We start from the raw sequence: 22034 nt of genomic DNA, 5'->3' as shown, positions 1-22034 counted from the left end.
GCGCCGCCCCGCCGCCGCGGGTCAGGCCGGGGTGGGGTGGTCCTCGGTGGCGCGGCGCTGGGCGAAGGTGGCGAACGCCGCCAGCGACTCGGGGTTGGCCAGCGCGCCCTTGGCGGCCGCCGAGTCCACCGGCGTGCCGGTGAGGATCTTCTTGACCGGCACCTCCAGCTTCTTCGCCGACAGGGTGCGCGGCACCGCCCGGACCTGGTGGATCTCGTCGGGCACGTGCCGCGGCGACAGCGCGGTGCGCAGCTCCCGGCAGATCCGGGCGCGCAGCGCGTCGTCGAGTTCCAGGCCCTCGGCGAGCACCACGAAGAGCAGCAGCTCACCGGCGCCGCCCTCGTCGTCCTCCAGGTGCACCACCACCGAGTCGACGACCTCGTCCAGCCCCTCGACCACCGAGTAGAACTCGGCGGTGCCGAGCCGGACGCCGCCCCGGTTCAGGGTGGCGTCGGAGCGGCCGGTGATCACGCAGCCACCGCGCTCGTCGATCGTGATCCAGTCGCCGTGCCGCCAGATCCCTGGGTAGAGGTCGAAGTACGCCTCCCGGTAGCGGGTGCCGTCCGGGTCGTTCCAGAACCCGACCGGCATGCTGGGCATCGGCTCGGTGATCACCAGCTCGCCCAGCTCGCCGATGACCGGGGTGCCGTCGCCGGAACGCGCCTCCACCTTGGCGCCGAGCGCCCGGCAGGTGATCCGCCCGGCGTGCACCGGCAGCAGCGGCACCCCGCCGACGAAGCCGGTGCACACGTCGGTGCCGCCGGAGAGCGACTGGAGCTGGAGGCTGTCGCCGACGGCGGCGTACACCCAGGTGAAGCCCTCGGCGGGCAGCGGCGCGCCGGTGGAGCCGAGGCCGCGCAGCGCGGAGAGGTCGGCGATCTCCTTCGGCACCAGGCCGGCCTTGCGGCAGGCCAGCAGGAACGGCGCCGAGGTGCCGAAGTACGTGGTGCCGGTCTCCTCGGCCAGCCGCCAGAGCGCCCCCAGGTCGGGGTGGCCCGGGTTGCCGTCGAAGAGCACGATCGCCGCGCCGACGGCCGGCCCGGAGACCAGGAAGTTCCACATCATCCAGCCGGTGGTGGTGAACCAGAAGAACCGGTCGGCCGGGCCCAGGTCGTGGTGCAGGGCGAGCATCTTCAGGTGCTCCAGCAGGATGCCGCCGTGGCCGTGCACGATCGGCTTCGGCAGGCCGGTGGTGCCGGAGGAGTAGAGCACGTAGAGCGGGTGGTCGAAGGGGACCGGGGTGAAGGTGAGCGGCTCGTCGGTGGCGGCGGCCAGCTCCGACCAGGCCAGGGCGTCCTCGGGAGGAGGCCCGGCCGGGTCGAGGTAGGCGATGCCGACGGTGTGCTCCAGCGACGGCAGCGCGGCCCGGATGGCGGCCACCTCGCCCCGGCGGTCCACCGGCTTGTCGCCGTAGCGGTAGCCGTCCACCGCGACCAGCACCTTCGGCTCGATCTGCTGCCAGCGGTCGGTGACGCTGCGGGTGCCGAACTCGGGCGCGCAGGAGGAGAAGACCGCCCCGAGGCTGCTGGTGGCGAGCAGCAGCACGTACGTCTCCGGGATGTTCGGCGCGTACGCCGCCACCCGGTCGCCGGCGGTCACGCCGAGCCGGCGCAGGCCGGCCGCCACCCGGCGGACCTGCTCGCGCAGCCCGGCGGCGGTGAGGGTGACCGGCCCCCGGGTCTGGCCGTGCGCGATGACCACCGGGTCGCCGTCGGCGCGGCCGGGCATCCGCAGCACGTTCTCGGCGTAGTTGAGCGTGGCGCCGGGGAACCAGCGGGCGCCGGGCATCCGCCGGTCGGCCAGCGTCGCGGTGGGCGGGGTGTGCGCGACGACCTCGAAGTGGTCCCAGATCGACCGCCAGAACGCGTCCAGGTCGGTGACCGACCACCGCCACAGCGCGTCGTAGTCGGCGAAGTCCAGCCCCCGGTGCTCGCGCAGCCAGCTCAGGTAGGTCCCGATCCGGGACCGCTCGCGTACGTCCGCCGGCGGCGTCCACAGCACGTCAGTCACTGCTCCACCCTCCCCTGGCCCCGCACGACGCTGTGAAATGGGCCGTGGCGCCATCTTGCCCTACCTCAGATCGTCATTCTGCGCACCGGGTGCCGTCCAGGGCGCGTGGCCGGGCCACATGCCGGACCGGACGGATGTGTGGATCCCGACCGCCCGCCGCCCGCCCGCCGGCCGCCGGCCGGACCCGCCCGGTGCCGGCGGCTCAGCCGGCGCGGTGGGCCTGGATGGCGCGGCGGCGGGCCAGCCGGTGGGCGCGGCGGATCTCCGCCTCCCGGAACCGGCGCTCGTCCTCCGGGGTCTCCGGCAGCACCGGGCGCACCGGGCGGGGCGCGCCGCCCACGTCCACGCCGACGAAGACCAGGTACGCGGTGGCCACCCGGACCGGCTCGTCCTCGGCCGAGTCCCAGCGCTCGGCCACCACCCGCACGCCCACCTCCATCGAGGTCTGCCCGGTCCAGTTGACCTGGGCGTGGGCGTGCACCAGGTCACCCACCCGCACCGCCTCGGAGAAGACGATCTCGTCGATCGCCGCGGTGACCGCCGTGCCGCCGCTGTGCCGGGCGGCCGCCGCGCCGGCCACGTCGTCGACGAACTTCATCAGCACGCCGCCGTGCACGGTGCCGTAGAGGTTGACGTCGACGGCCGTCATGATCCGGCTCAGCGTGACGCGGGAGTACGACGTCGGCTTGCCCGACGGTGCGGCGGAGGGGTGCTCTGTCATGTCGGAAACGGTACGGTGCGCGGATGCGACATCTCTGGAGCTTCCTCGCCGGATTGGTGGTGGCACCCGTCACGTGGGTGCTGGTCGCCCTCGGGCAGGACGGGTCGGCCGGCACCGTCGACCGCTGGGTGGAGATCGGCACCTTCAACACGGCCAACCTCATCGAGCCGGCCGTCTACCTCGCGGTCGGCGGGATCCTGCTGGGCCTGCTCGCCACGCTGCGCACCTCCCCGCTCGGCCCGCTGACGGCCGGGCTGTTGCTGGCCGTCCCGTACGTGGGGCTGTTCGTCGCGCCGTTCCAGGTGCGCAACCGCATCCCGGACGACTGGAAGGCCTTCGGTGATCCGCTCCCGCTGCGCCTGCCGGTGGAGAACGGCACGCTGTTCCTGATCGGCCTGCTGCTGCTGATGGCGGTGTTCAGCGGGCAGCGCTGGCGGCAGTGGCCGCGACCGGCGACCGAGCCGGCGCCGGTCGCCGGGCCGACCGGGCAGGACTTCACGCTGACCGACTGGTCGTCGGGGACGCCGGACCGGGACAGTGCCCCGCTCACCCTGGGCTACCCCGACCCCACGCCGACCGAGCCGCTGCCCCGCCGGACCGCCGGCGAGTCGCCCTGGTCGGCGCCGCCCCGCTCGACCGGCCGTACGGAGGACACCACCACCGAGATCAAGTGACGGACGGGCGGGCCGGGTGACCGGCCCGCCCCGGACCCGCCGGCGACCGCCGGTTCCCCGACGGCCGCGGCGGCGGCCCCGCTAGGCCAGACCCTTGAGCAGCTGGCGGGCCATCACGATGCGCTGCACCTGGTTGGTGCCCTCGTAGATCTGGGTGATCTTGGCGTCCCGCATCATCCGCTCGACCGGGTAGTCCCGGGTGTAGCCGTAGCCGCCGAGCAGCTGCACCGCGTCGGTGGTGATCTCCATGGCCGCGTCGGAGGCGAAGCACTTGGCGGCCGCGCCGAAGTAGGTCAGGTCGGCGTCGCCGCGCTCGGACCGGCCGGCCGCGGCGTACGTCAACTGCCGCGCCGCCTCCAGCTTCATGCCCATGTCGGCGAGCATGAACTGCACGCCCTGGAAGTCGGCGACCGGCTTGCCGAACTGCTTGCGCTCCTGCACGTACCCCTTGGCGTAGTCGAGCGCGCCCTGCGCGATGCCGACCGCCTGGGCGGCGATGGTGACCCGGGTGTGGTCCAGGGTCTTCATCGCGGTGGCGAAGCCGGTGCCCTCCGCGCCGATCATCCGGTCCGCCGGGATCCGCACGTTGTCCAGGTAGACCTCGCGGGTCGGCGAGCCCTTGATGCCGAGCTTCTTCTCCGGCGCGCCGAAGCTGACGCCGGAGTCGGACTTCTCGACCACGAAGGCGGAGATGCCCCGGGAGCGGGCGGCGGGGTCGGTCACCGCGAAGACGGTGTAGTACTCGGACACCCCGGCGTTGGTGATCCAGCGCTTCACGCCGTTGAGCACCCAGTGGTCGCCGTCGCGGACCGCGCGGGTGGTCATCGAGGCCGCGTCGCTGCCCGCCTCCGGCTCGGAGAGGCAGTACGAGAACATCGCGTCACCGGAGGCGACCCTGGTCAGGTAGCGGCGCTTGAGCTCGTCGGAGCCGGCCAGCAGCAGCGGCATGGTGCCGAGCTTGTTCACCGCGGGGATCAGCGAGGAGGAGGCGCAGGCGCGGGCCACCTCCTCGATCACGATCGCGGTGGCCAGGGCGTCCGCGCCGGCGCCGCCGTACTCGACGGGGATGTGCGGGGCGTGGAAGTCAGCGGCCCGCAGCGCGTCGTAGGACGCCTTCGGGAACTCACCGGTCTCGTCCGCCTCGGCGGCGTGCGGCGCCACCTTGGCCGCACAGACCTCACGGACCGCCTCCCGGATCGCCTGGTGCTCCTCGGGCAACCGGTAGACGTCGAACGACTCCTCTGCGGCCATGTCGGCCCCTCCCCTTCACGGCTATCATGCGCAGTCGGTAGCGTCACCTGACCGCCCGACCGCGCAGACTGAAGGATAGCGACCGGTTCAGCAGATGTTACCGCCGCGTAGGCTTGGACCTGACGGAGCGCCCACGCCGCTCGGCGATGATGGAACAGACAGGCATAGAGTCCCTCTGGTGCCCGGCCCAGGCGCCGCAGCGGCAGAACGCGACGCGACGAAGCGCCGCCAGTGCGAGCGGAGAAGACAGGCGTGACGATCCCGTACCCGAACATCCAGCCGGTACCCGCCATCGCCGCGGTGACGCCCCCCTCCGGGGCGCCCCGGCCGCGGGTCACCTTCCTGGGCACCGGCTACCTCGGCGCGACGTACGCCATCTGTTACGCCGAACTGGGCTACGAGGTGCTCGGCTTCGACGTCGACGCGGACAAGATCGCCAAGCTGAACGCGGGCGAGGTGCCGATCCACGAGCCCGGTCTGGACGAGCTGCTCAAGCGCAACCTGGCCGCCGGGCGGCTGCGGTTCAGCACCGACATCGCCGAGACCGCCGACTTCGGTGACGTGCACTTCATCTGCGTCGGCACCCCGCAGCGGGCCGACGGCATGGGCGCCGACCTGTCGTACGTCGAGGCGTCGGTGACCAGCCTCGCCCAGCACCTGACCCGCAAGGCGCTGATCGTCGGCAAGTCCACCGTCCCGGTCGGCACCGCCGAGTGGGTCGAGCAGCTGGTCGGCAAGCACACCCCGGCCGACCTCGGCGTCGAGGTGGCGTGGAGCCCGGAGTTCCTCCAGGAGGGCTTCGCCGTCGACGACGTGCTGCGCCCCAACCGGATCGTGGTCGGCGTCAAGAGCGAGTGGGCCAACGGCATGCTCTACGCCGCCCACAAGGGCGTCTTCGACCTGGCCGCCACCGAGGACCGGGAGGTGCCCCTGGTGGTGACCGACTTCGCCACCGCCGAGCTGGTCAAGGTCGCCGCGAACGCCTTCCTGGCCACCAAGATCTCGTTCATCAACGCGATGGCCGAGGTCTGCGAGGCCTCCGGCGGCGACGTGACCCAGCTCGCCCGGGCCATCGGCTACGACCCCCGGATCGGCAACCGGTTCCTCCAGGCCGGCCTCGGCTTCGGCGGCGCCTGCCTGCCCAAGGACATCCGGGCGTTCCAGGCCCGGGCCCAGGAGCTGGGCGCCGGGGAGGCGCTGCGCTTCCTGCACGAGGTCGACCTGATCAACCTGCGCCGCCGGACCCGGGTCCTCCAGCTCGCCGCGGAGCTGCTCGGCCGCCGCTCCGGGCCGGCCGGTCCGGACCTGTCCGGCACCCGGATCGCCGTGCTCGGCGCCACCTTCAAGCCCAACACCGACGACGTACGCGACGCGCCCGCGCTGGCCGTCGCCGCGCTGCTGCACAAGGCCGGCGCCGACGTGCACGTCTACGACCCGCAGGGCACCGAGAACGCCCGCCGGGTGGCGCCCGAGCTGACCTACGAGGCCAGCATGAACGACGCCGTCACCGGCGCCGACCTGGTCTGCGTACTGACCGAGTGGGCCGACTTCCGCAACGCCGACCCGGTCGCCCTCGGCGAGCTGGCCGCCGGCCGGAAGGTGGTCGACGGCCGCAACTGCCTCGACTCCGCCCTGTGGACCCAGGCCGGCTGGGAGTACCGCGGCATGGGCCGCCCCTGACGGTCCCCCTTCCCGACACCGACGGCCGGCCGCGGAGCACGCTCCGCGGCCGGCCGCGTCACTGGTTTGCCCCGGACCCGCCGTCAACTGTCGAATTCCGCGCCGCCATTGGGCATGCTGCGACAGTGGGAGTCCACAGTGCGGGTGGAGGGGTGTCGTGGCGACCTTTCAGTGCTCCTCGTGCGGCCGGGAGATCAAGCCGGCCGTCCGCTGCCCGCACTGCGGGGCCGAGCAGCCACAGTGGATCGAGCACCTGGCGGAGATCGAGCGGTCCATCGCGGAGATGAAGGCCCGCGAGGCCGCCATCGCCAGCGAGCAGCGGCAGATCGCCGCCAAGATGCAGGCCGCGCTCTTCCAGCGGGACATCCTCGCGCACGCCGGTGAGGAACGGCTCAAGCAGGCCACCCGGCCCCGCCGGGTGCTGCGCCGCCGGCCGGGCCGCCGACCGCCGACGGCCACCACCGGCGCCCCGCCCCGGGTGCCCCGGCAGGGCACCCCGCCGCCCGGCCCGGAGGAGCCGCCGCCCCCCTCGACCGCCACCTGGCTCGACGCCGACAACCCGGAGCACCCGCCGGAGGCGTCCTCCCGCGAGGTGCAGAACATCCCGCTCGGCCTGGGCGCGCTGCTGCTCGGGGTGGCCGCGGTGGTCTTCGCCGCGGTGGCGACCAGCTCCATGGACGCGCTGGGCCGGCTGGGCATCCTGCTGCTCGCCACGGTGCTGATGCTGCTCGCCCCGCCCGCGCTGGCCCGCCGGGGGCTCACCTCCACCGCCGAGACCATCGCCGCGGTGGGGCTGCTGCTGGTGCCGCTGGCCGGGTACGCGCTCTGGGCGGTCGACCGGATCGGTGGCAGCGGCGCCTCCGGGGCGGTCTTCGCCGGGCTGGTCTTCGCGGTCACCGCCGGCGTCGCCTTCGGCTACGCCAACTGGACCGGCCTGCGCGCCCCGCGGTTCGCCACCGTGCTCGCCGCCCAGCCCGTGGTGCCACTGTTCGCGTACGACCGGATCACCGGACCGGCCGGCTGGGCGCTGGCGCTGACCGTGGTGGCCGTCCTCGACCTGTGGCTGGCCCGCACCCCGGTCACCGTGGAACGGCCGGTGCGCCGTGACCTCCCGTCGCCCGCCCCGGCGGAGGCGGCGGATCCGGCCGAGCCGGCCGCCGCACCGGCGGCGCCCCGGCAACGGCAGCCCGAGGGCCGGCCGGAGGGCGCGCCGGAGGAGGCCGGCGAGGTGCTCACCGGCACCAGCCCGGCCGGCCCGGACGCCGCGCCGACCCGTCCGGTGCCGTGGCTGCGTGAGCTGACCTGGCTGCTGCACGCCGTCGCGGTCGCGGTCGCCCTCGCGTACGCGGTCACCGCGCTGCTGCGCGCGCAGACCGTGCCCACCGCGGTCGGCGCCGGCACGGTGCTGCTGCTGGCCGCCGCGGTGGCGCTGGCCGGGACGCTCGCGCTGGGCCGGCCGCCGCTGCCGGACGTCGGCGCCGGCATCCTCACCCTCGCCGTGATCGGGGCGCTGGGCCGGGTCGCCTCGGTGGCCCTGCCCGGCCGGTCGCTGCTGCTGATCGCGGCGGTGATCACGGCGACCGGGCTGGCCGTGCGCGCGCTGCCGGAGGCGGCCCGGCGCGGCCCGCAGTTCGCCTCCGCGGTGGCGCTGACCGTCAGCGGTGTGGTGGTGGCCGGCGGGGCCCTGCGGGCCGGCGTGGCCCCGGTCCGCGCCGCGCTGCCCGCCTGGGCCGCCGACCTCGACCGGTATCCGGCCGAGCTGGCCGCCGCGGTCGGCCCGGCCGCCTGGCAGCTCGCCGCGAGCGCCTTCCTGCTCACCGTCGCCGCGGTGCTGGCCCTGCCACCGGAGATCCGTCGGGAGTTCGCGGTGGTCGGCGCGGCGCTGACCGCGCTCGCCGTCCCGGCCTCCTTCGGGCTCGACTGGGCGGTGGCGCCCTGGCCGCTGGTGCTGGCCGCGGTCGGCATCGGCGTGGCCGGGCTCTCCGCCCGGACGGAACGGGCCGCGCTGGCGCACGCGCTCACCGCCGCCGCGGTGGGCCTGTTCGGCGCGGGTGCCGCGCTGGCCCGGCCGGCGTTGACCACCGCCGTGCTGCTCACCCTCTTCGCGGCGGGCGTCCTGGTCGCGCTGGCGCCCCGGGTCCGGCTCGCGCCGGCGGCGACCGAGACCCTCGCCGCCTGGGCCGCCGGCGGCGCCGCGTTCGCGCTGCCCGGGGCGGTGGCGGCCTTCGTCGCCGCGACGGTGCCCAGCGGACCCACGCCCACCCCGGCCAGCCTGCGCGAGGTGACCGTGCCGGTGCTCGCGGCCGCCTTCCTCGCGGTCTGCGTGACCCTCGGCTACGCCGCCATCGTGCAGGTCTCGCAGCGGCAGATCCCGGCCCCGCTGGCGGTGGGCACCGGGCTCGGGGCGCTGGTCGTCACCGCTGCCGCGTTCGGGGCACCCGGCGCGACCGTCGCCGACGCCTGGGTGGGCGCGCTGCTGCTGGTCGCCGCGGTGCTGCTCTTCCTGGCCCCGTCGATCGACGCGGGTCGGCGCTCCGACCTCACCCTCGACGGGTCCGACCTGGCAGCGGCCGCGGTGACCGCCGCCCTGATCGCCACCCTGGTCCGGGTGGCCGCCGTGCTCGCCCCGGGCGGTCAACTGGCGGTGGCCGCCGCGCTGGTGCTGGTGGTCGCGGTCGCCGCCCGGGCGATGCCGGCGGAGTGGCGGCGCGGGCCGGTGCTCGGCATCGCCCTCGGCGGGGCGCTGATCGGGGTGCTGGCCGGTTGGATGGCGCTGCGCGGCGGGGTGGGCGTCCTGGCCACCCCCGGGCCGATCTGGGCCGGGGACCTGAGCGGCTGGCCGGCCGCGCCGACCGGCGGCGCCACCTGGCAGGCCCCGGTCGCGCTGGCGCTGCTCGGCGTCGCCGCCGCGATCCTCCTGCCCCCGCCCTGGCGGTACGACGTGTCCGGGGTGGCCGCCGTGCTGGCCACCATCGGCGCCCCGGCCGCGTTCGACCTGCCGTGGTGGTCACCGGTGCTGGTCGGGGGCATGGTCGCCACGGTCTTCGGGATGGCGGCGGTGGCCTCGGTCGACGCGCGCGCCGGGCTGTCCCGGGCCACCGTGGCCGGCGTGGTGGCGCTGCACGCGGCCGGCGCCGGGCTGGTCCGGCCGTGGACCACCGCGCTGGCGCTCGGCAGCATCGCCCTGATCGGGATGGTGGTGGCGGCGCTGGCCCGGTCGCTCGCCGAGCCGCTGGTGCCGGACATCGAGGCCGACGGCATGCCGCCGTACCTGGCCCAGATCGGGGGCGCCGCGGCCGGGGCGGCGGTGCTCGCGCTGCCCGGTGCGGTCGCCGCGCTGGCGGCCGAGTTCGGCCGCTCGCCGCAGGTGGTGCTGACCGCCGCGCTGGCCGCGTCCAGCCTCGGGCTCGCCGGGGTGGCCGCGGTACGCCGCCAGGTGCCGCAGTACCTGCCCTGGACCAGCGCGGCGGTGGTCGGCGGCGCCACCATCAGTGCCCTGGCCGCCGTCCCCAGTGGCCTGCCGGTGGGCGTGTACGCCGCCGCCGCGGGCCTGCTCGGGGTGCTGGCCGAACTGGTCCGTGGGGCCACCGAGCCACCGGCCGGCTCGGCCCAGCCGGTACGGCGCTGGTCCGTGCTGCTCGACGGGGCGCTGCGGCGGCTGCCGGACGACGGCACCCGGCGCCGCTGGCGGGTCAGCCCGGCGGCCGGCGCCCTCGCCGCGGCCGCCCTGCCGACCGTCATCGCGCTGGTGTCGATCGCGCCGGCACTGGTCGTGGCGCTGGTCGAGCCGCACGCCACGCTCTCCCGGGTGTGGCAGGGGCCGCCGCCCGGGCTGCTCAGCCCGCCGCCCGACGCCGTCGACCCGGCGCACGTGCTGACCGCGCTGCTGCTGACCGCGACCGCGGCGCTGGCCGCCACCGGGTTCAGCGGCGGGCGCCGGTCCCGGGCGGTGCCGGTGGTGCTGCCCGGCGCGGCGGTGACCCTGCTGATCACCCCGACCGCGCTCGGCAGCGGCTGGCCGACGAGCACCCTGGCCGCGCTCTCGGTCTTCACCATCTCGATGCTCGGTCTGGCGCTGACCCCGCCCCCGCCGCTGGTCGAGCCGGCCCGCTCGCTGCGGCTGGCCCGGGTGCTGGTCTTCGCCATCGGCCTGGCGGCCGGCGGCGCCGGGCTCGCCGGCAGCCTGGCCACCCGGGACCTGACCCTGTTCACGCTCGGCGGCGCGGTCGGTGTCGGCACGGTCGCCGCGCTCTTCGGCACCAACCAGCGGGCGCGCATCCTCGGCTGGCTCTTCGCCTCGCTGATGGCCCAGCTCTTCGTGCTCACCGCCGGCCTGGTCGCCGGGCTGGCCGCGGTCTGGTCCGCGTTCGGCGTACTCGCCGTCGGGGCGGCGCTGCAGGTGTTCGCGGCCACCCTGCCCCGGCTGCGCCGCCCCGAGGCGCAGCGCGAGGCGGCCACCGTGGAGTGGAGCGGGCACGCCGCCGCGCTGATCGCCCTGGCGCTGGCCTTCGACTCGCCCCGGCACATCGCCGCCCTGCTGGCCGCCTGGGGTGCGGTCCTCGGGGTGGCGGCGACCCGTCCAGGCCGCCGGCCGGTGGAGCGGCGGGTCCTGTTCTGGGCGGTGGTGGCCTGCGAGATCAGCGCCTGGTGGATCCTGATGCGGGTCGCCGACGTGGCGCTGCCCGAGGCGTACACGCTGCCGTTCGCGGCGCTGGCCCTGCTGGTCGGCGTCCTGGAGCTGCGGCAGCGCGCCGACCTGAGCAGTTGGGTGGCGTACGGGCCGGCGCTGGTCGCCGCGTTCCTGCCGACCCTGGCGATCGTGCTGGCCACCGACTCCAGCACCCTGCGGCAGGTGCTGCTGCTGCTCGGCGCGGTGGCCGTGCTGGTCTTCGGCTCGATGAGTCAGCAGCAGGCCCCGGTGATCGTCGGCGCGACGGTCACCGCGATCACCGCGATCCACGCGCTGTTCGCCTTCGGCCCGTGGCTGGCGCTGATCCCGGTCGGCATCCTGCTGCTGGTGCTCGGCGCGAGCAACGAGCGGCGCCGCCGGGCCCAGGAACGGTTGCAGACCGCGCTGCGCGGCATGCGGTGAGGCGGAGGGGCCCGGTGGGCGTCGGCCCGGGCGGGCAGCCTACGCGGCTGCCACCGGGGCCGCGCCCGCCGGGCCGCCGCCGCGAGTGCGGGTTCCGACCCCCGCCCTACTGCCAGCCGGCGGTGTCGGGGTCGATGCCGTGGGCGCGTGCGCTGGCGTCGATGCTCTGCCGGAACCAGGTGGCCAGGCCCGCGCGGATGCCGTCGTAGTGGGCGGCGAAACCCGGATCGGCCTCGAACGTGCGGCCGAGACAGACCTGCATCTGCCGGGTGAGGGGGAAGTACGCGGCGAACACCTCACGGTGCCGCTCGACCAGGTGGTTCGCTTCCGGGCTGCCCGGCGCGACACCGGCGTCCATCGCGTCCGCGAGGGCCCTGTCGAAGTCGGCAACCGTGTCGGCGACGGCCCGCCACTCCTCCGGACTGCGGGAGGCCGAGCGTTCGGCGTACTGCTGCCACTGCGCCGTGTCTCCGTAGCGCTGACGGGCCTGGGCGGGCCAGTCCGGGTTCCACTGGGGGCCGAAGATCGCGGCCTGCTGCTCGGCGGTCAGCAGCAGGCCGCGCTCGTGGGCGGCGATCATCCGATCCAGGCCGGCGCTGAGCTGCTGAAGGCGGTCGATCCGCTGGGCGACCTGGGCGCGCTGCGCGCGCAGCGCGCCCGGCACGTCCGCGGCCGGGTCGTCCAGGACGGCCCGGATCCGCTCCAGCTCCAGGCCGATCTCCCGGTAGACCACGATGCGCTGCAGGCGTTCCAGGTCACCGGCGGTGTAGAGCCGGTATCCGGCGGGCGTGCGCAGCGACGGCCGCGCCAGACCGATGTCGTCCCAGTGGTGCAGCGCGCGGACGGTCACCCCCAGCCGCGTGGAGACCTGACCGACGGTCAGGCCGTCGGCGTCAGTGGCCGCCGGCATGCTCCGCGTCGTCGCCGCGACCGACGCCCGGTGGGGTGATCCCGATGGCTGCAAGGTTCCGCGCCTCCTGACTGGCTGGATCGAACGGCTTCGCCGCGGTGAAGATGATCCGTGCGTTCTCGGGGGTGACCACCTCCACGTCGCGGGTGTTCCAGGGAGTGTCCCGCGGGCCGTCGACCGAGTCCGGGTTCACCGCGCGACAGGCCTCGACGATGGAGTCGACCTGGCTGAGCACGCACGCGAAGCTGAGGCTCAGCGCCGGCGCCTGCGCCGGAACGCTCTCCGCCGAGACCAGGAGTACATCCTGGAACGCCCACCGGCGCAGATGCACCAGCGTGCCGGGGATGCTGAACAGCTCGAAGAACCCGAGCCCACGCACCCAGAAGTCCACCGACGCCGCCAGATCGCTGGTGGGGATCGTCGCGAACGCGGGCATCCCGTAGATGCCCCGGAACGGCTCCGGCGCCACCGCGTCCGGGCCGGGCGCGGGCACGGGACTCATCTCGAAAGCGTTGTAGTAGTCGCTCATGCACCCCACCCTCCGGCCTCACGCACCGTGAGGGTCAAGCCGGATCCGGGAAGCCGTCCGGGCGAACGCGATGGCCGGGCACGCCCGAACCGGCGGCGGTGCCGGGGCCGGGCGGGTCAGGCCAGCGAGGCGCGGAGGGCGGCGTCCTTCTCGGCCACCAACTGCTCCAGGTCGGCCTGGTAGGCCGACATCCGGTCGAGCAGGGCCCGGTCGGCGGCGGCCAGGATCCGGACGGCGAGCAGCCCGGCGTTACGGGCGTTGCCGATCGACACGGTGGCCACCGGCACGCCGGCCGGCATCTGCACGATGGAGAGCAGCGAGTCCATCCCGTCCAGGTGCTTCAGCGGCACCGGCACGCCGATCACCGGCAGCGGGGTGACCGAGGCGACCATGCCGGGCAGGGCCGCCGCACCACCGGCCCCGGCGATGATCACCTTCAGGCCGCGGTCGGCCGCGGCCCGGCCGTACTCGATCATCTTCACCGGCGTACGGTGCGCCGAGACGACCTCGACCTCGTAGGACACCTCGAACTCGGCCAGCACCTCGGCCGCCGCCTTCATGGTGGGCCAGTCCGAGTCGCTGCCCATGATCAGCCCGACCGTGCTCACTGGTGCCTGCCTTTCGTTCGCGACTGCGGGGCTCGCAAGCTCACTCCTCGCGCTCACCGAGCCGGCCTTCCGTTCGCGACTGCGGGGCTCGCAAGCTCACTCCTCGCGCTCACCGCGACCCTCCCGCAGCCAGCGGGCAGCCCGCGCGGCCCGGGTCCGTACCTCGTCCAGGTCGTCGCCGAGCAGCGTGACGTGCCCGATCTTCCGCCCGGGGCGTACCTGCTTGCCGTAGAGGTGCACCTTCGCCCCCGGCTCGGCGGCGAAGAGGTGGTGCAGCCGCTCGTCGATCGACATCCCACCCGGCTCGCCGCCGAGCACGTTCGCCATCACCACCACCGGCGCGGTCAGCGCGGTGTCGCCCATCGGGTAGTCGAGCACCGCCCGCAGGTGCTGCTCGAACTGCGAGGTGCGGGCGCCCTCGATGGTCCAGTGGCCGGAGTTGTGCGGTCGCATGGCCAGTTCGTTCACCACGATCGCCGGGCGGCCGGCGGAGTCGACGACCTCGAACAGCTCGACCGCGAGCAGGCCGACCACGCCGAGCGCGGTGGCCAGGTCGATGGCGAGCTGCTGGGCGGCGACCGCCAGGTCCTCGGGCAGGTCGGGCGCCGGGGCCAGCACCTCGACGCAGATGCCGTCCCGCTGCACCGTCTCGACCACCGGGTACGCGGCCACCTGCCCGAACGGCGAGCGGGCCACCTGCACGGCGAGTTCGCGGCGCAGCGGCACCCGCTCCTCGACGATCAGCCGGGTACCGCCGGCCAGCAGGGTGCCGGCCAGCTCGGCGGCCTGCGCCGGCCCGTCCACCACCCAGACGCCCCGGCCGTCGTACCCGCCGCTGGCCGCCTTGAGCACCACCGGCCAGCCCACCTCGTCGCCGAAGCCGACCAGGTCGGCGGGCTCGCCGACCGGCCGCCACGCCGGGTTGGGCGCGCCCAGCTCGGTCAGCCGCTCCCGCATCGCCCGCTTGTCCTGGGCGTACCGCAGCGCCTCGGCCGGCGGAAAGAGCTTCACGCCCTCGGCGGCCAGGGTGCGGATGTGCTCGTTCGGCACGTGCTCGTGGTCGAAGGTGACCACGTCGCAGCCCTTGGCGAAGGTGCGCAGCGCGGCGAGGTCGGTGTGGTCGCCGTACTGGACGTCGGCGGCGACCAGCGCGGCGCCGTCGTCCGGGGCGAGCGCCAGCACGCGCAGCGACTGGCCGAGGGCGATCGCGGACTGGTGGGTCATCCGGGCCAGCTGGCCGCCGCCCACCATGCCGACTACAGGCAGACCGGTACGGGAATCCATAGCGGCGCCAGCCTATCCGGCCGGGCCGCCACCCTCCCTACCGGCCGGCGAGCTGGGCGATCAGGTCGTCCACGTCGGTGACCGGGCGATCGCAGACGAAACCCCGGCAGACGTACGCGGTGGAGCGCCCGTCGAGCATCGGCCGGTCGGCGAGCAGCGGCACGCCCGGCTGGTCGGCCCGGCCCGCCACGATCACCGCCCCCGGTGGGGCGTGCCGGTGCGCCGCGGCGACCAGCGGGTCCCCGGCCGGCTCGTCGGTGACCACCGCGATCTCGTACGGCCCGGAGAGCAGCGCCTCGCCCACGGTGGCCGCGTACCCGGCGAACCGGGCGTGCCGGCCGACGATCGGCGCGACGGTGCCCAGCGCCGCCTCGGCCGCCTCCCGGTAGCGCGGCTCACCGGTCAGCGCCGCGTACGCCACCAGCGCGGCGACGATCGCCGACCGGCCGGACGGGGTGGCGTTGTCGGTGGGGTCGGCCGGCCGGGTGACCAGCCGCTCGGCGTCGTCGGCGGTGTCGTAGAAGCCGCCACCCGGTGCGGCGAACCGGTCCAGCGCGACGTCCAGCAGCCGGCCGGCCAGTTCCAGCCAGCGTCCCTCGCCGGTGAGCTGGTGCACGGCGCAGAACGCCTCGGCGACGCAGCCGTAGTCCTCCAGCACCCCGGCCGGCTCACCGACCACGCCGGCCCGGGAGACCCGGCGCAGCCGGCCGTCCACCAGGTGCCGGTCGGCGAGCACCTCGGCGATCCGGGTCGCCGCGGCGGCGGTCACCGGGTCGCCGGTGAGCGCGGTGTGCTCGACCAGCGCGGTGACCGCCAGCCCGTTCCAGGCGGCGACCACCTTGTCGTCGCGGGCCGGCTGCGGCCGGGTGTCGCGCACCTCCCGCAGCCGGGCCCGGACCCGCGCCCAGCGGTCGGCCACCGCCGGGTCCACGTCGTCGGTGTCCCGGGCCAGCCGCAGCACGCTGGTGCCGTGCTCGAACGAGCCCTGCTCGGTGACCGCGAACAGGTCGGTGGCGAACCGGCCGTCCTCCTCGCCCAGCGCCTCGACCAGCTGGGCCGGGGTCCAGGCGTAGGTGAGCCCCTCGACCCCCTCGGTGTCCGCGTCCAGCGCGGAGGCCAGCCCGCCCTCGGGGGTGCCCAGGTCGTCGATCATGAAGGCGGCCGTCTCGGCGGCGATCCGGGCCGCGAGGGGATCGCCGGTGAGCCGCCAGAGCTGGGTGTACGCCCGCAGCAGCAGCGCGTTGTCGTAGAGCATCTTCTCGAAGTGCGGCACCGTCCAGTGCGCGTCCACCGAGTAGCGGGCGAAACCGCCGGCGAGCTGGTCGTAGATGCCACCCCGGGCCATCGCCTCGCAGGTGTGCCGGACGATCTCCAGGCTGCGCGCCGAACCGGTGCGCTGGTGGTGCCGGAGCAGGAAGAGCAGGTTCATGTGCGGCGGGAACTTCGGCGCCCCGCCGAAGCCGCCGTTCGTCTCGTCGTACTCCGTGGCGAGCTGCTCGGCCGCGGCGTCGAGCAGCCCGGCGTCCAGCGGCGCGGTGGGCCCGCCCACGGCCTGGGCGCCGCCGATCGCCTCGACCACCGCGGCGCCCTGCCGCAGCACCGCCTCGCGCTGGTCGCGCCACGCGGTGGCCACCGACTGCAACAGCCGGACGAAGTTGGGCCGCGGGTAGTAGGTGCCGCAGAAGAACGGGGTGCCGTCCGGGGTGGCGAAGACGGTCATCGGCCAGCCGCCCTGGCCGGTCATCGCCTGGGTCGCGGTCATGTAGACCGCGTCCACGTCCGGCCGCTCCTCCCGGTCCACCTTGACGCACACGAAGTCGTCGTTCATCAGCGCGCCGACCTGCTCGTTCTCGAACGACTCGTGGGCCATCACGTGGCACCAGTGGCAGGCGGCGTAGCCGACCGAGACGAGCACCGGCACGTCCCGCCGCTTCGCCTCGGCGAACGCCTCCTCACACCACGGCCACCAGTCGACCGGGTTGTCGGCGTGCTGGAGCAGGTACGGGCTCGTGGCGTCGGCGAGTCGGTTCACCCGACGACCATAACCAGCCGCAGCCGAACCCGCCGGTCGGTCAGGAGGCGTCGTCGGCGCGCAGCGGGAAGACGTTGGGGCGGGCCTCGTCGAGCAGGGTGCCGAGGACGGCGCCGATCTTGTCGGCCGGCATCGGCTTGAAGAAGTGGTAGCCCTGGGCGGCGGTGCAGCCCAGCTCGGCCAGGGCGGTCCGCTGCTCGGCGGTCTCCACCCCCTCGGCGACCACCCGCAGCCCCAGCTCGTGGGCGAGCCCGACGGTGGTCCGGACGATCGCCGCCGCCTCCGGGGAGTCCGCCATCCGGATCACGAAGGACCGGTCCACCTTGAGCTCGTCCACGGCGATCCGGGTGAGGAAGGTGAGCGAGGAGAAACCGGTGCCGAAGTCGTCCACCGCGAGCTGCACGCCCATCGCGCGGAGGGTGGCGAGCACCTCGTCGATCACCTCCAGCTCGCTCATCACCACGGTCTCGGTGATCTCCAGAACCAGCCGGTGTGGCGGGACCTGGTGCCGGCGCAACGCGTCGGCGATCTCGCTGGGCAACCGCGGGTCGAGCAGGCTGCGCGCCGAGAGGTTCACCGAGATCGGGATCTCCAGCCCTTCGCGGGCCCAGCCGGCGGCCACCGAGAGCGCCTTGTCCAGCACGTAGCGGGTGAAGGTGCCCAGCTGCTCGCTGTTCTCCACCGGACGGATGAAGTCGTGCGGGCCGAGCCAGCCGCGGCGCGGGTGCCGCCAGCGGATCAGCGCCTCCACCCCGGTCGGCGCCCCGCTGGCCAGGTCCACCGCCGGTTGCAGGGCCAGCACCAACTGGTCGTCGGCGGCCAGCGCCTCGCGCAGCTCGGCCAGCAGGGCCAGCTGGTCGGTGCTGGCCGCGTCCCGGGCCGAGTCGTACGCGGCGACGCTGCCGCCGCCCTCCTTGGCCTGGTACATCGCGATGTCGGCGCGGCGCAGCAGCTCGGTCAGGTCGGCGGTGCCGGCGTCGGCGACCACCACGCCGACGGAGACCTCCACGGACATCCGCACCCCGGCCACCTCGGTCGGCGCGGCCAGCCGCTCGGCGATCTCGCGGGCCTGGCGCAGCGCGTACGCCATCGGCGCGGTCCGGCCGCCGAGCACCGGCACCGAGGTGAGCAGCAGCGCGAACTCGTCCCCGCCGAGCCGCCCGAGCAGGTCACCGGGGCGGGCCAGGGTGCCCAGCCGGCTGGCGGTCAGCCGCAGCAGCTGGTCGCCGGCCGCGTGCCCGAGGGTGTCGTTGACCTCCTTGAACTGGTTGATGTCCAGCAGCAGCAGGGCGACCGGGTGGTCGTGCGCGAGCTGCCGCAGCGCCTGGTCGCCCTTGCTGAGCATGGCCGCCCGGTTGACCAGGCCGGTGAGCTGGTCGTGCACCGCCTCGTACGACGAGCGGGCGGTGACCAGCCGCAGCTCCCGGTGGGTCGCGGCGTCGTGCAGCGCGGCGGCGAGGGCGTCGCCGAAGGCGGCCACCGCGTCGTGTTCCCGGGAGCTCGGCGGCGCCGACCGGGGGAACCGGACCCGCAGTTCGCCGACCCGGGCGGTGCCCACGGTCAGGGCCCGGACCAGCTCGTGCTCGTCGGGCTCGGCGGGCCCGGGCGGGCCGACCTCGCGGTCCACCACCTGGCCGGCGGCGTCGGCCCGGTAGCGGCGCCAGCGGCCGTCGCCCCGGGCCACGTCGACGTCGACCAGTTCGGCGTTGAACAGGGTCACCGCGCCGGTCACCGCCGCGGTGGCGACCCCCCGCTCGTCGAGCTGGTTGAGCGCGGCGGTGGCCTCGGCGAAGGCCCGCCAGGCGCGCCGCTCCCGGTCGGCCCGCAGCCGGTGCCGGTAGGTCTGCTGGAGCAACCAGAGCGGCGGCGGGAGCAGCAGCAGCCAGTGCGCGTCGAGTTCCAGCAGGGTCACCACGGTCAGCCCGACGGCGACGTTGCCGACGAACATCAGCAGCTTGCCGCGGAGCGCGGCGAGCAGCGGCGGCCCGATCGGCACGCCGTGCCGCAGCGCCAGGGTGACCCCGCCCAGCCAGGCGCTGGCGAGCAGGTAGGTGACCGAGCCGGCGACCACGGCGAGGGCGAGCGCCGGCGTCGGCGTGGCCAGCAGCGGCTGGCCCAACGCGGTGGTGACCGACACGGCCAGCGCGGTGGCGGCGCTGAGCGACACCGCGATGCGGACCACCTCGAGGGCGCTGCGGCGCTCGCCGAACAGCGAGATCACCGACCAGGCCAGCCCGGCGCCGAGCAGGGTGGCGGCGGGGAGCCAGCCGGCCGGCACCAGATAGAGGCAGATGATCAGCGCGGCCTCGCCCCAGGTGATGCTGACCATGCCGGCGGCGGCGCGGAACCGCAGCCGGGCCAACTGGGCGAGGGCGAGGACGGCGACCGCGACGCCGAACCGGGCCGGGCCGCCGAGCGGGTCGTCGGCCGGCAGCCGGGCCGGCAGGGTCAGCCCCACCGTCGCGGCGACCAGCGCGGTGACCGCGACGGCGGCGGTGAGCAGGAGCACCCGTGGCGGCGTGCCGCGCAACCCGAGCCGGTCGAACTCCTCGCCGGCCCGATCGGAGGTCACCGACCCCCTCCCGCCCACCTGCGGAGGGTACGGCGGGCGGCCGCGACTGTGACGGTCATCGGCGCCCCCTCCCGCGCACGGCTCGGGGACGCGTGGTCCCCCCGGCGGAAGGCTAAGCCAAACCCGGTGACCGCAACAGGGGGCGACGACCCGGTTCGGCGTGAATCATGCCGGGACTAGCCGTTGCGCTCCTGCTGGCGCCCGTTGGGAGCGGTCGAGGATGAATCCTGCGAGGCGGTCCCGTCTGTCGGATCGGCGACTGCGGCGTCCGCCCGACCCGGCTCACCCGACTGCGCCTGGCCGGGGAACCGGTCCGGCAGCCGGCGCAGCCGGGAGTTCATGTTGCGGATCAGCAGAATGGTGGCGGTGCCCAGCAGCAGGATGAGGAAGAGGCCCATCGGGCCGGCCAGGCCACCCGTGCGGGTGTCCCCGAAGTTGTTCTGGGCGAGCACCTGGGCAGCGGTCAGCATGGCGATCCTCCGATGTGCGACTGGCACCCAGCGTAACGCCGGGCCGGGTCAGCGGGCATGCGCCGTCTCGCGTACGCCCGCGAAGAGGTCCGACTCGGGCAGCGGGCTGTCGACCATCGACCGGGCGAGCTGGAAGTCCTCGGTGGGCCAGGCGCGCCGCTGGAGCTCCATCGGCACCTGGAACCAGAACCCGTCCGGGTCGACCTGGGTGGCGTGGGCGCGCAGCGCGTCGTCGCGGACCGGGAAGTATTCGGCGCACTCGACCCGGGTGGTGATCCGGCTGCCCTTGTCGGGCCGGTCCTCCCAGCGCTCCAGCCACTCCTGGTAGGGCGACTCCAGGCCGGCGGCCAGCATCGCCTCGTGCAGGGCCATGATCTTGCCCTTGGAGAAGCCGACGTCGTAGTAGAGCTTGAGCGGCTGCCACGGCGCGCCCAGCTCGGGGTAGCGCTCCGGGTCGCCGGCCGCCTCGAAGGCGGCCACGCTGACCTTGTGGCACAAGATGTGGTCGGGGTGCGGGTAGCCGCCCTCCTCGTCGTAGGTGGTGACGACGTGCGGACGGAACTCGCGCATCAGGCGCACCAGCGGCCCGGCGGCCACCTCGACGTCCTGCAGGGCGAAGCAGCCCTCGGGCAGCGGCGGCAGCGGGTCGCCCTCGGGCAGCCCCGAGTCGACGAAGCCCAGCCAGGCCTGCTCGACGCCGAGGATCGCCCGGGCGGCGTCCATCTCGGCGCGGCGGATCTCGCCGATGTTGGCCCAGACGTCGGGCCGGTCGAGCTTCGGGTTGAGCACGCTGCCGCGCTCGCCGCCGGTGCACGTCACGACCAGGACGTCCACCCCCTCGGCGACGTACTTCGCCATGGTCGCGGCGCCCTTGCTCGACTCGTCGTCCGGGTGGGCGTGGACGGCCATGAGTCGCAGTTGCTCTGCCAACGTGCGCTCCTCGTTCGTGCCCAGCGGCGGGCCCGCGCCCGGGACCGCCTGCTGGCCTGGTGACCTGCCGAAATCCTCCCCCGCCCCGAGGACCGCCGGCACCGAGGTGTCATCCTTGAGTGGCGAAGCCGGGCCGGGAGGATGGACTCTCATTCTTGCCGATACCGCCGACAACAACGCCAGGAGATACCCGCCGGTGACCGAGACGCACGCCACAATCCCCCCGGGCACGCCCGTCTTCCCGCCCGGGCGGTACGGCCGCCGCCGCCAGCCCGGCCGCCGCCGCCCGCTGCTGGCGGCGCTGCTGGCGGTGGTCCTGCTGGCGCTGCTCGGCCTGGTCTCGGTCCGGCTCTACCGGCAGTACGGCGATCCGAACTACCAGGCCCAGGTGATCACGTACACCGACATCACGGACAACCAGGTGATGGTCAACTTCCGGGTGACCGTGCCGGACGGCGGATCGGCGGTCTGCGTGCTGCGGGCCCGGGACCACGCCGGCGCCGAGGTGGCCCGCGAGGAGGTGACCGTGTCCGCCCCGCCCGGCGAGCGGCACGTCAGCACCGTGCACCGCCTGGCCACCAGCGGCCGGCCCTTCATCGGCGAGGTGCTGCGCTGCCGCCCGGCCGGCTGAGCCGGCGCGGTACGGCCGGCGCCCGGAACGGGCACCGGTGGTGATCGGCGACACCTCGTGTCGTACCGCACTGGTAACTTGGAAGTTCACCTGTCAGCCAGCCACGCACATCTGAGGAGATCGCCTGTGTCCAACGGCAACGAGGCGGCCGCCACCTGGCTGTCCCAGGACGCTTACGACCGCCTGAAGGCCGAGCTCGACGAGCACATCGCGAACCGGCCGGTCATCGCCGCGGAGATCAACGCGCGGCGCGAGGAGGGCGACCTGCGGGAGAACGGCGGCTACCACGCGGCCCGCGAGGAGCAGGGCAAGGCCGAGGGCCGCATCCGCTACCTCCAGGAGCTGCTGCGCACCGCCAAGGTCGGCGAGGCGCCGTCCGCCGACGCGGTGGCGCCCGGCATGGTCGTCACGATCTACTTCGACGACGACAAGGACGACACCGAGACCTTCCTGCTCGGCTCGCGGGAGATCGCGTCCACCACCGACCTCACGGTCTACAGCCCCGAGTCCGCGCTCGGCAAGGCCATCCTCGACTGCAAGGCCGGCCAGACCTGCACCTACACGGCGCCCAGCGGCGCCGACATCAAGGTGACAGTGGTCAGCTTCGAGCCGTTCTCCGGCTAGGCCACCGCCGGGCACG

At 74.8% G+C, this 22034-nt stretch carries 15 protein-coding genes and 2 pseudogenes; 5 read left to right on the top strand and 12 right to left on the bottom strand.

The annotated features are described in order from the left end of the window. Positions 1-21: 21 nt before the first annotated feature. Together SM577_RS15390 and SM577_RS15385 are read right to left on the bottom strand one after the other, a co-directional pair. Positions 22-2010 (bottom strand): acetoacetate--CoA ligase, encoded by a 1989-nt coding sequence (locus SM577_RS15390; RefSeq protein ID WP_302918156.1) that lies wholly within the window; start codon positions 2008-2010, stop codon positions 22-24. Positions 2011-2212: 202 nt separating this feature from the next. After that, positions 2213-2731, bottom strand: a complete 519-nt coding sequence (locus tag SM577_RS15385; RefSeq protein WP_167181792.1) for an acyl-CoA thioesterase — start codon at positions 2729-2731, stop codon at positions 2213-2215. 23 nt (positions 2732-2754) lie between these two features. Between SM577_RS15385 and SM577_RS15380 the strand changes: the two genes are divergently transcribed. Then, positions 2755-3405 (top strand): hypothetical protein, encoded by a 651-nt coding sequence (locus SM577_RS15380; RefSeq protein WP_474587159.1) that lies wholly within the window; start codon positions 2755-2757, stop codon positions 3403-3405. 81 nt (positions 3406-3486) lie between these two features. Here the strand turns inward: SM577_RS15380 and SM577_RS15375 are convergent, their stop codons facing one another. After that, positions 3487-4656 carry an acyl-CoA dehydrogenase family protein gene (locus SM577_RS15375; RefSeq protein WP_302918158.1) on the bottom strand — a complete coding sequence of 390 codons (1170 nt, stop codon included), beginning with the start codon at positions 4654-4656 and terminating at the stop codon, positions 3487-3489. A 252-nt stretch (positions 4657-4908) separates the two neighbouring features. On the opposite strand from SM577_RS15375, the gene SM577_RS15370 reads away from it, so the two are divergent. After that, complete coding sequence (locus tag SM577_RS15370; RefSeq protein ID WP_302918159.1) at positions 4909-6336, top strand: UDP-glucose dehydrogenase family protein; 1428 nt, start codon at positions 4909-4911, stop codon at positions 6334-6336. Between the two features lie 157 nt (positions 6337-6493). Continuing rightward, positions 6494-11428: an SCO7613 C-terminal domain-containing membrane protein gene (locus SM577_RS15365; RefSeq protein ID WP_474587158.1), complete on the top strand. Its 4935-nt coding sequence runs from the start codon at positions 6494-6496 to the stop codon at positions 11426-11428. A gap of 106 nt (positions 11429-11534) precedes the next feature. On the opposite strand, the gene SM577_RS15360 is transcribed toward SM577_RS15365, so the two are convergent. The 9 genes and pseudogenes from SM577_RS15360 to mca all read right to left on the bottom strand — a co-directional run bounded on the left by SM577_RS15360 (position 11535) and on the right by mca (position 20763). Beyond that, a complete protein-coding gene (locus SM577_RS15360) occupies positions 11535-12338 on the bottom strand; it encodes a MerR family transcriptional regulator (protein ID WP_474587157.1) in 804 nt (267 codons plus the stop codon). Further along, a complete protein-coding gene (locus SM577_RS15355) occupies positions 12322-12867 on the bottom strand; it encodes a VOC family protein (protein WP_302918162.1) in 546 nt (181 codons plus the stop codon). The genes SM577_RS15360 and SM577_RS15355 overlap by 17 nt, the downstream gene beginning before the upstream one ends. 116 nt (positions 12868-12983) lie before the next feature. Beyond that, the gene (purE, locus tag SM577_RS15350) at positions 12984-13475 is read right to left on the bottom strand and encodes a 5-(carboxyamino)imidazole ribonucleotide mutase (protein ID WP_302918163.1); all 492 of its coding nucleotides are present in this window, start codon (positions 13473-13475) and stop codon (positions 12984-12986) included. Between the two features lie 96 nt (positions 13476-13571). Further along, positions 13572-14759, bottom strand: a complete 1188-nt coding sequence (locus SM577_RS15345) for a 5-(carboxyamino)imidazole ribonucleotide synthase (RefSeq protein WP_302918164.1) — start codon at positions 14757-14759, stop codon at positions 13572-13574. Positions 14760-14796: 37 nt separating this feature from the next. After that, a pseudogene (locus SM577_RS15340) lies at positions 14797-15507 on the bottom strand (hypothetical protein); the annotation flags it as partial. A gap of 53 nt (positions 15508-15560) precedes the next feature. After that, positions 15561-16791, bottom strand: a pseudogene (locus tag SM577_RS15335) (thioredoxin domain-containing protein); the annotation flags it as partial. 40 nt (positions 16792-16831) lie between these two features. Further along, a complete protein-coding gene (locus SM577_RS15330) occupies positions 16832-19321 on the bottom strand; it encodes a putative bifunctional diguanylate cyclase/phosphodiesterase (RefSeq protein ID WP_302918725.1) in 2490 nt (829 codons plus the stop codon). Between the two features lie 218 nt (positions 19322-19539). Further along, entirely contained in the window at positions 19540-19833 is a 294-nt protein-coding gene (locus tag SM577_RS15325; RefSeq protein WP_302918166.1) for a hypothetical protein, read from the bottom strand. A gap of 48 nt (positions 19834-19881) precedes the next feature. Further along, on the bottom strand, positions 19882-20763 hold the full coding sequence (mca, locus tag SM577_RS15320) for a mycothiol conjugate amidase Mca (protein ID WP_474587156.1): 882 nt from the start codon (positions 20761-20763) through the stop codon (positions 19882-19884). 196 nt (positions 20764-20959) lie between these two features. On the opposite strand from mca, the gene SM577_RS15315 reads away from it, so the two are divergent. Together SM577_RS15315 and greA are read left to right on the top strand one after the other, a co-directional pair. Next, positions 20960-21394 carry a DUF4307 domain-containing protein gene (locus SM577_RS15315; protein ID WP_302918168.1) on the top strand — a complete coding sequence of 145 codons (435 nt, stop codon included), beginning with the start codon at positions 20960-20962 and terminating at the stop codon, positions 21392-21394. A 126-nt stretch (positions 21395-21520) separates the two neighbouring features. Then, entirely contained in the window at positions 21521-22018 is a 498-nt protein-coding gene (gene greA, locus SM577_RS15310; protein ID WP_302918169.1) for a transcription elongation factor GreA, read from the top strand. Positions 22019-22034 lie beyond the last annotated feature (16 nt).

The sequence above is a fragment of the Micromonospora desertarenae genome, assembly GCF_056150265.1.
Note: the sequence above shows the minus strand (reverse complement) of the source record. Positions and strands in the feature narration are given on the sequence as shown.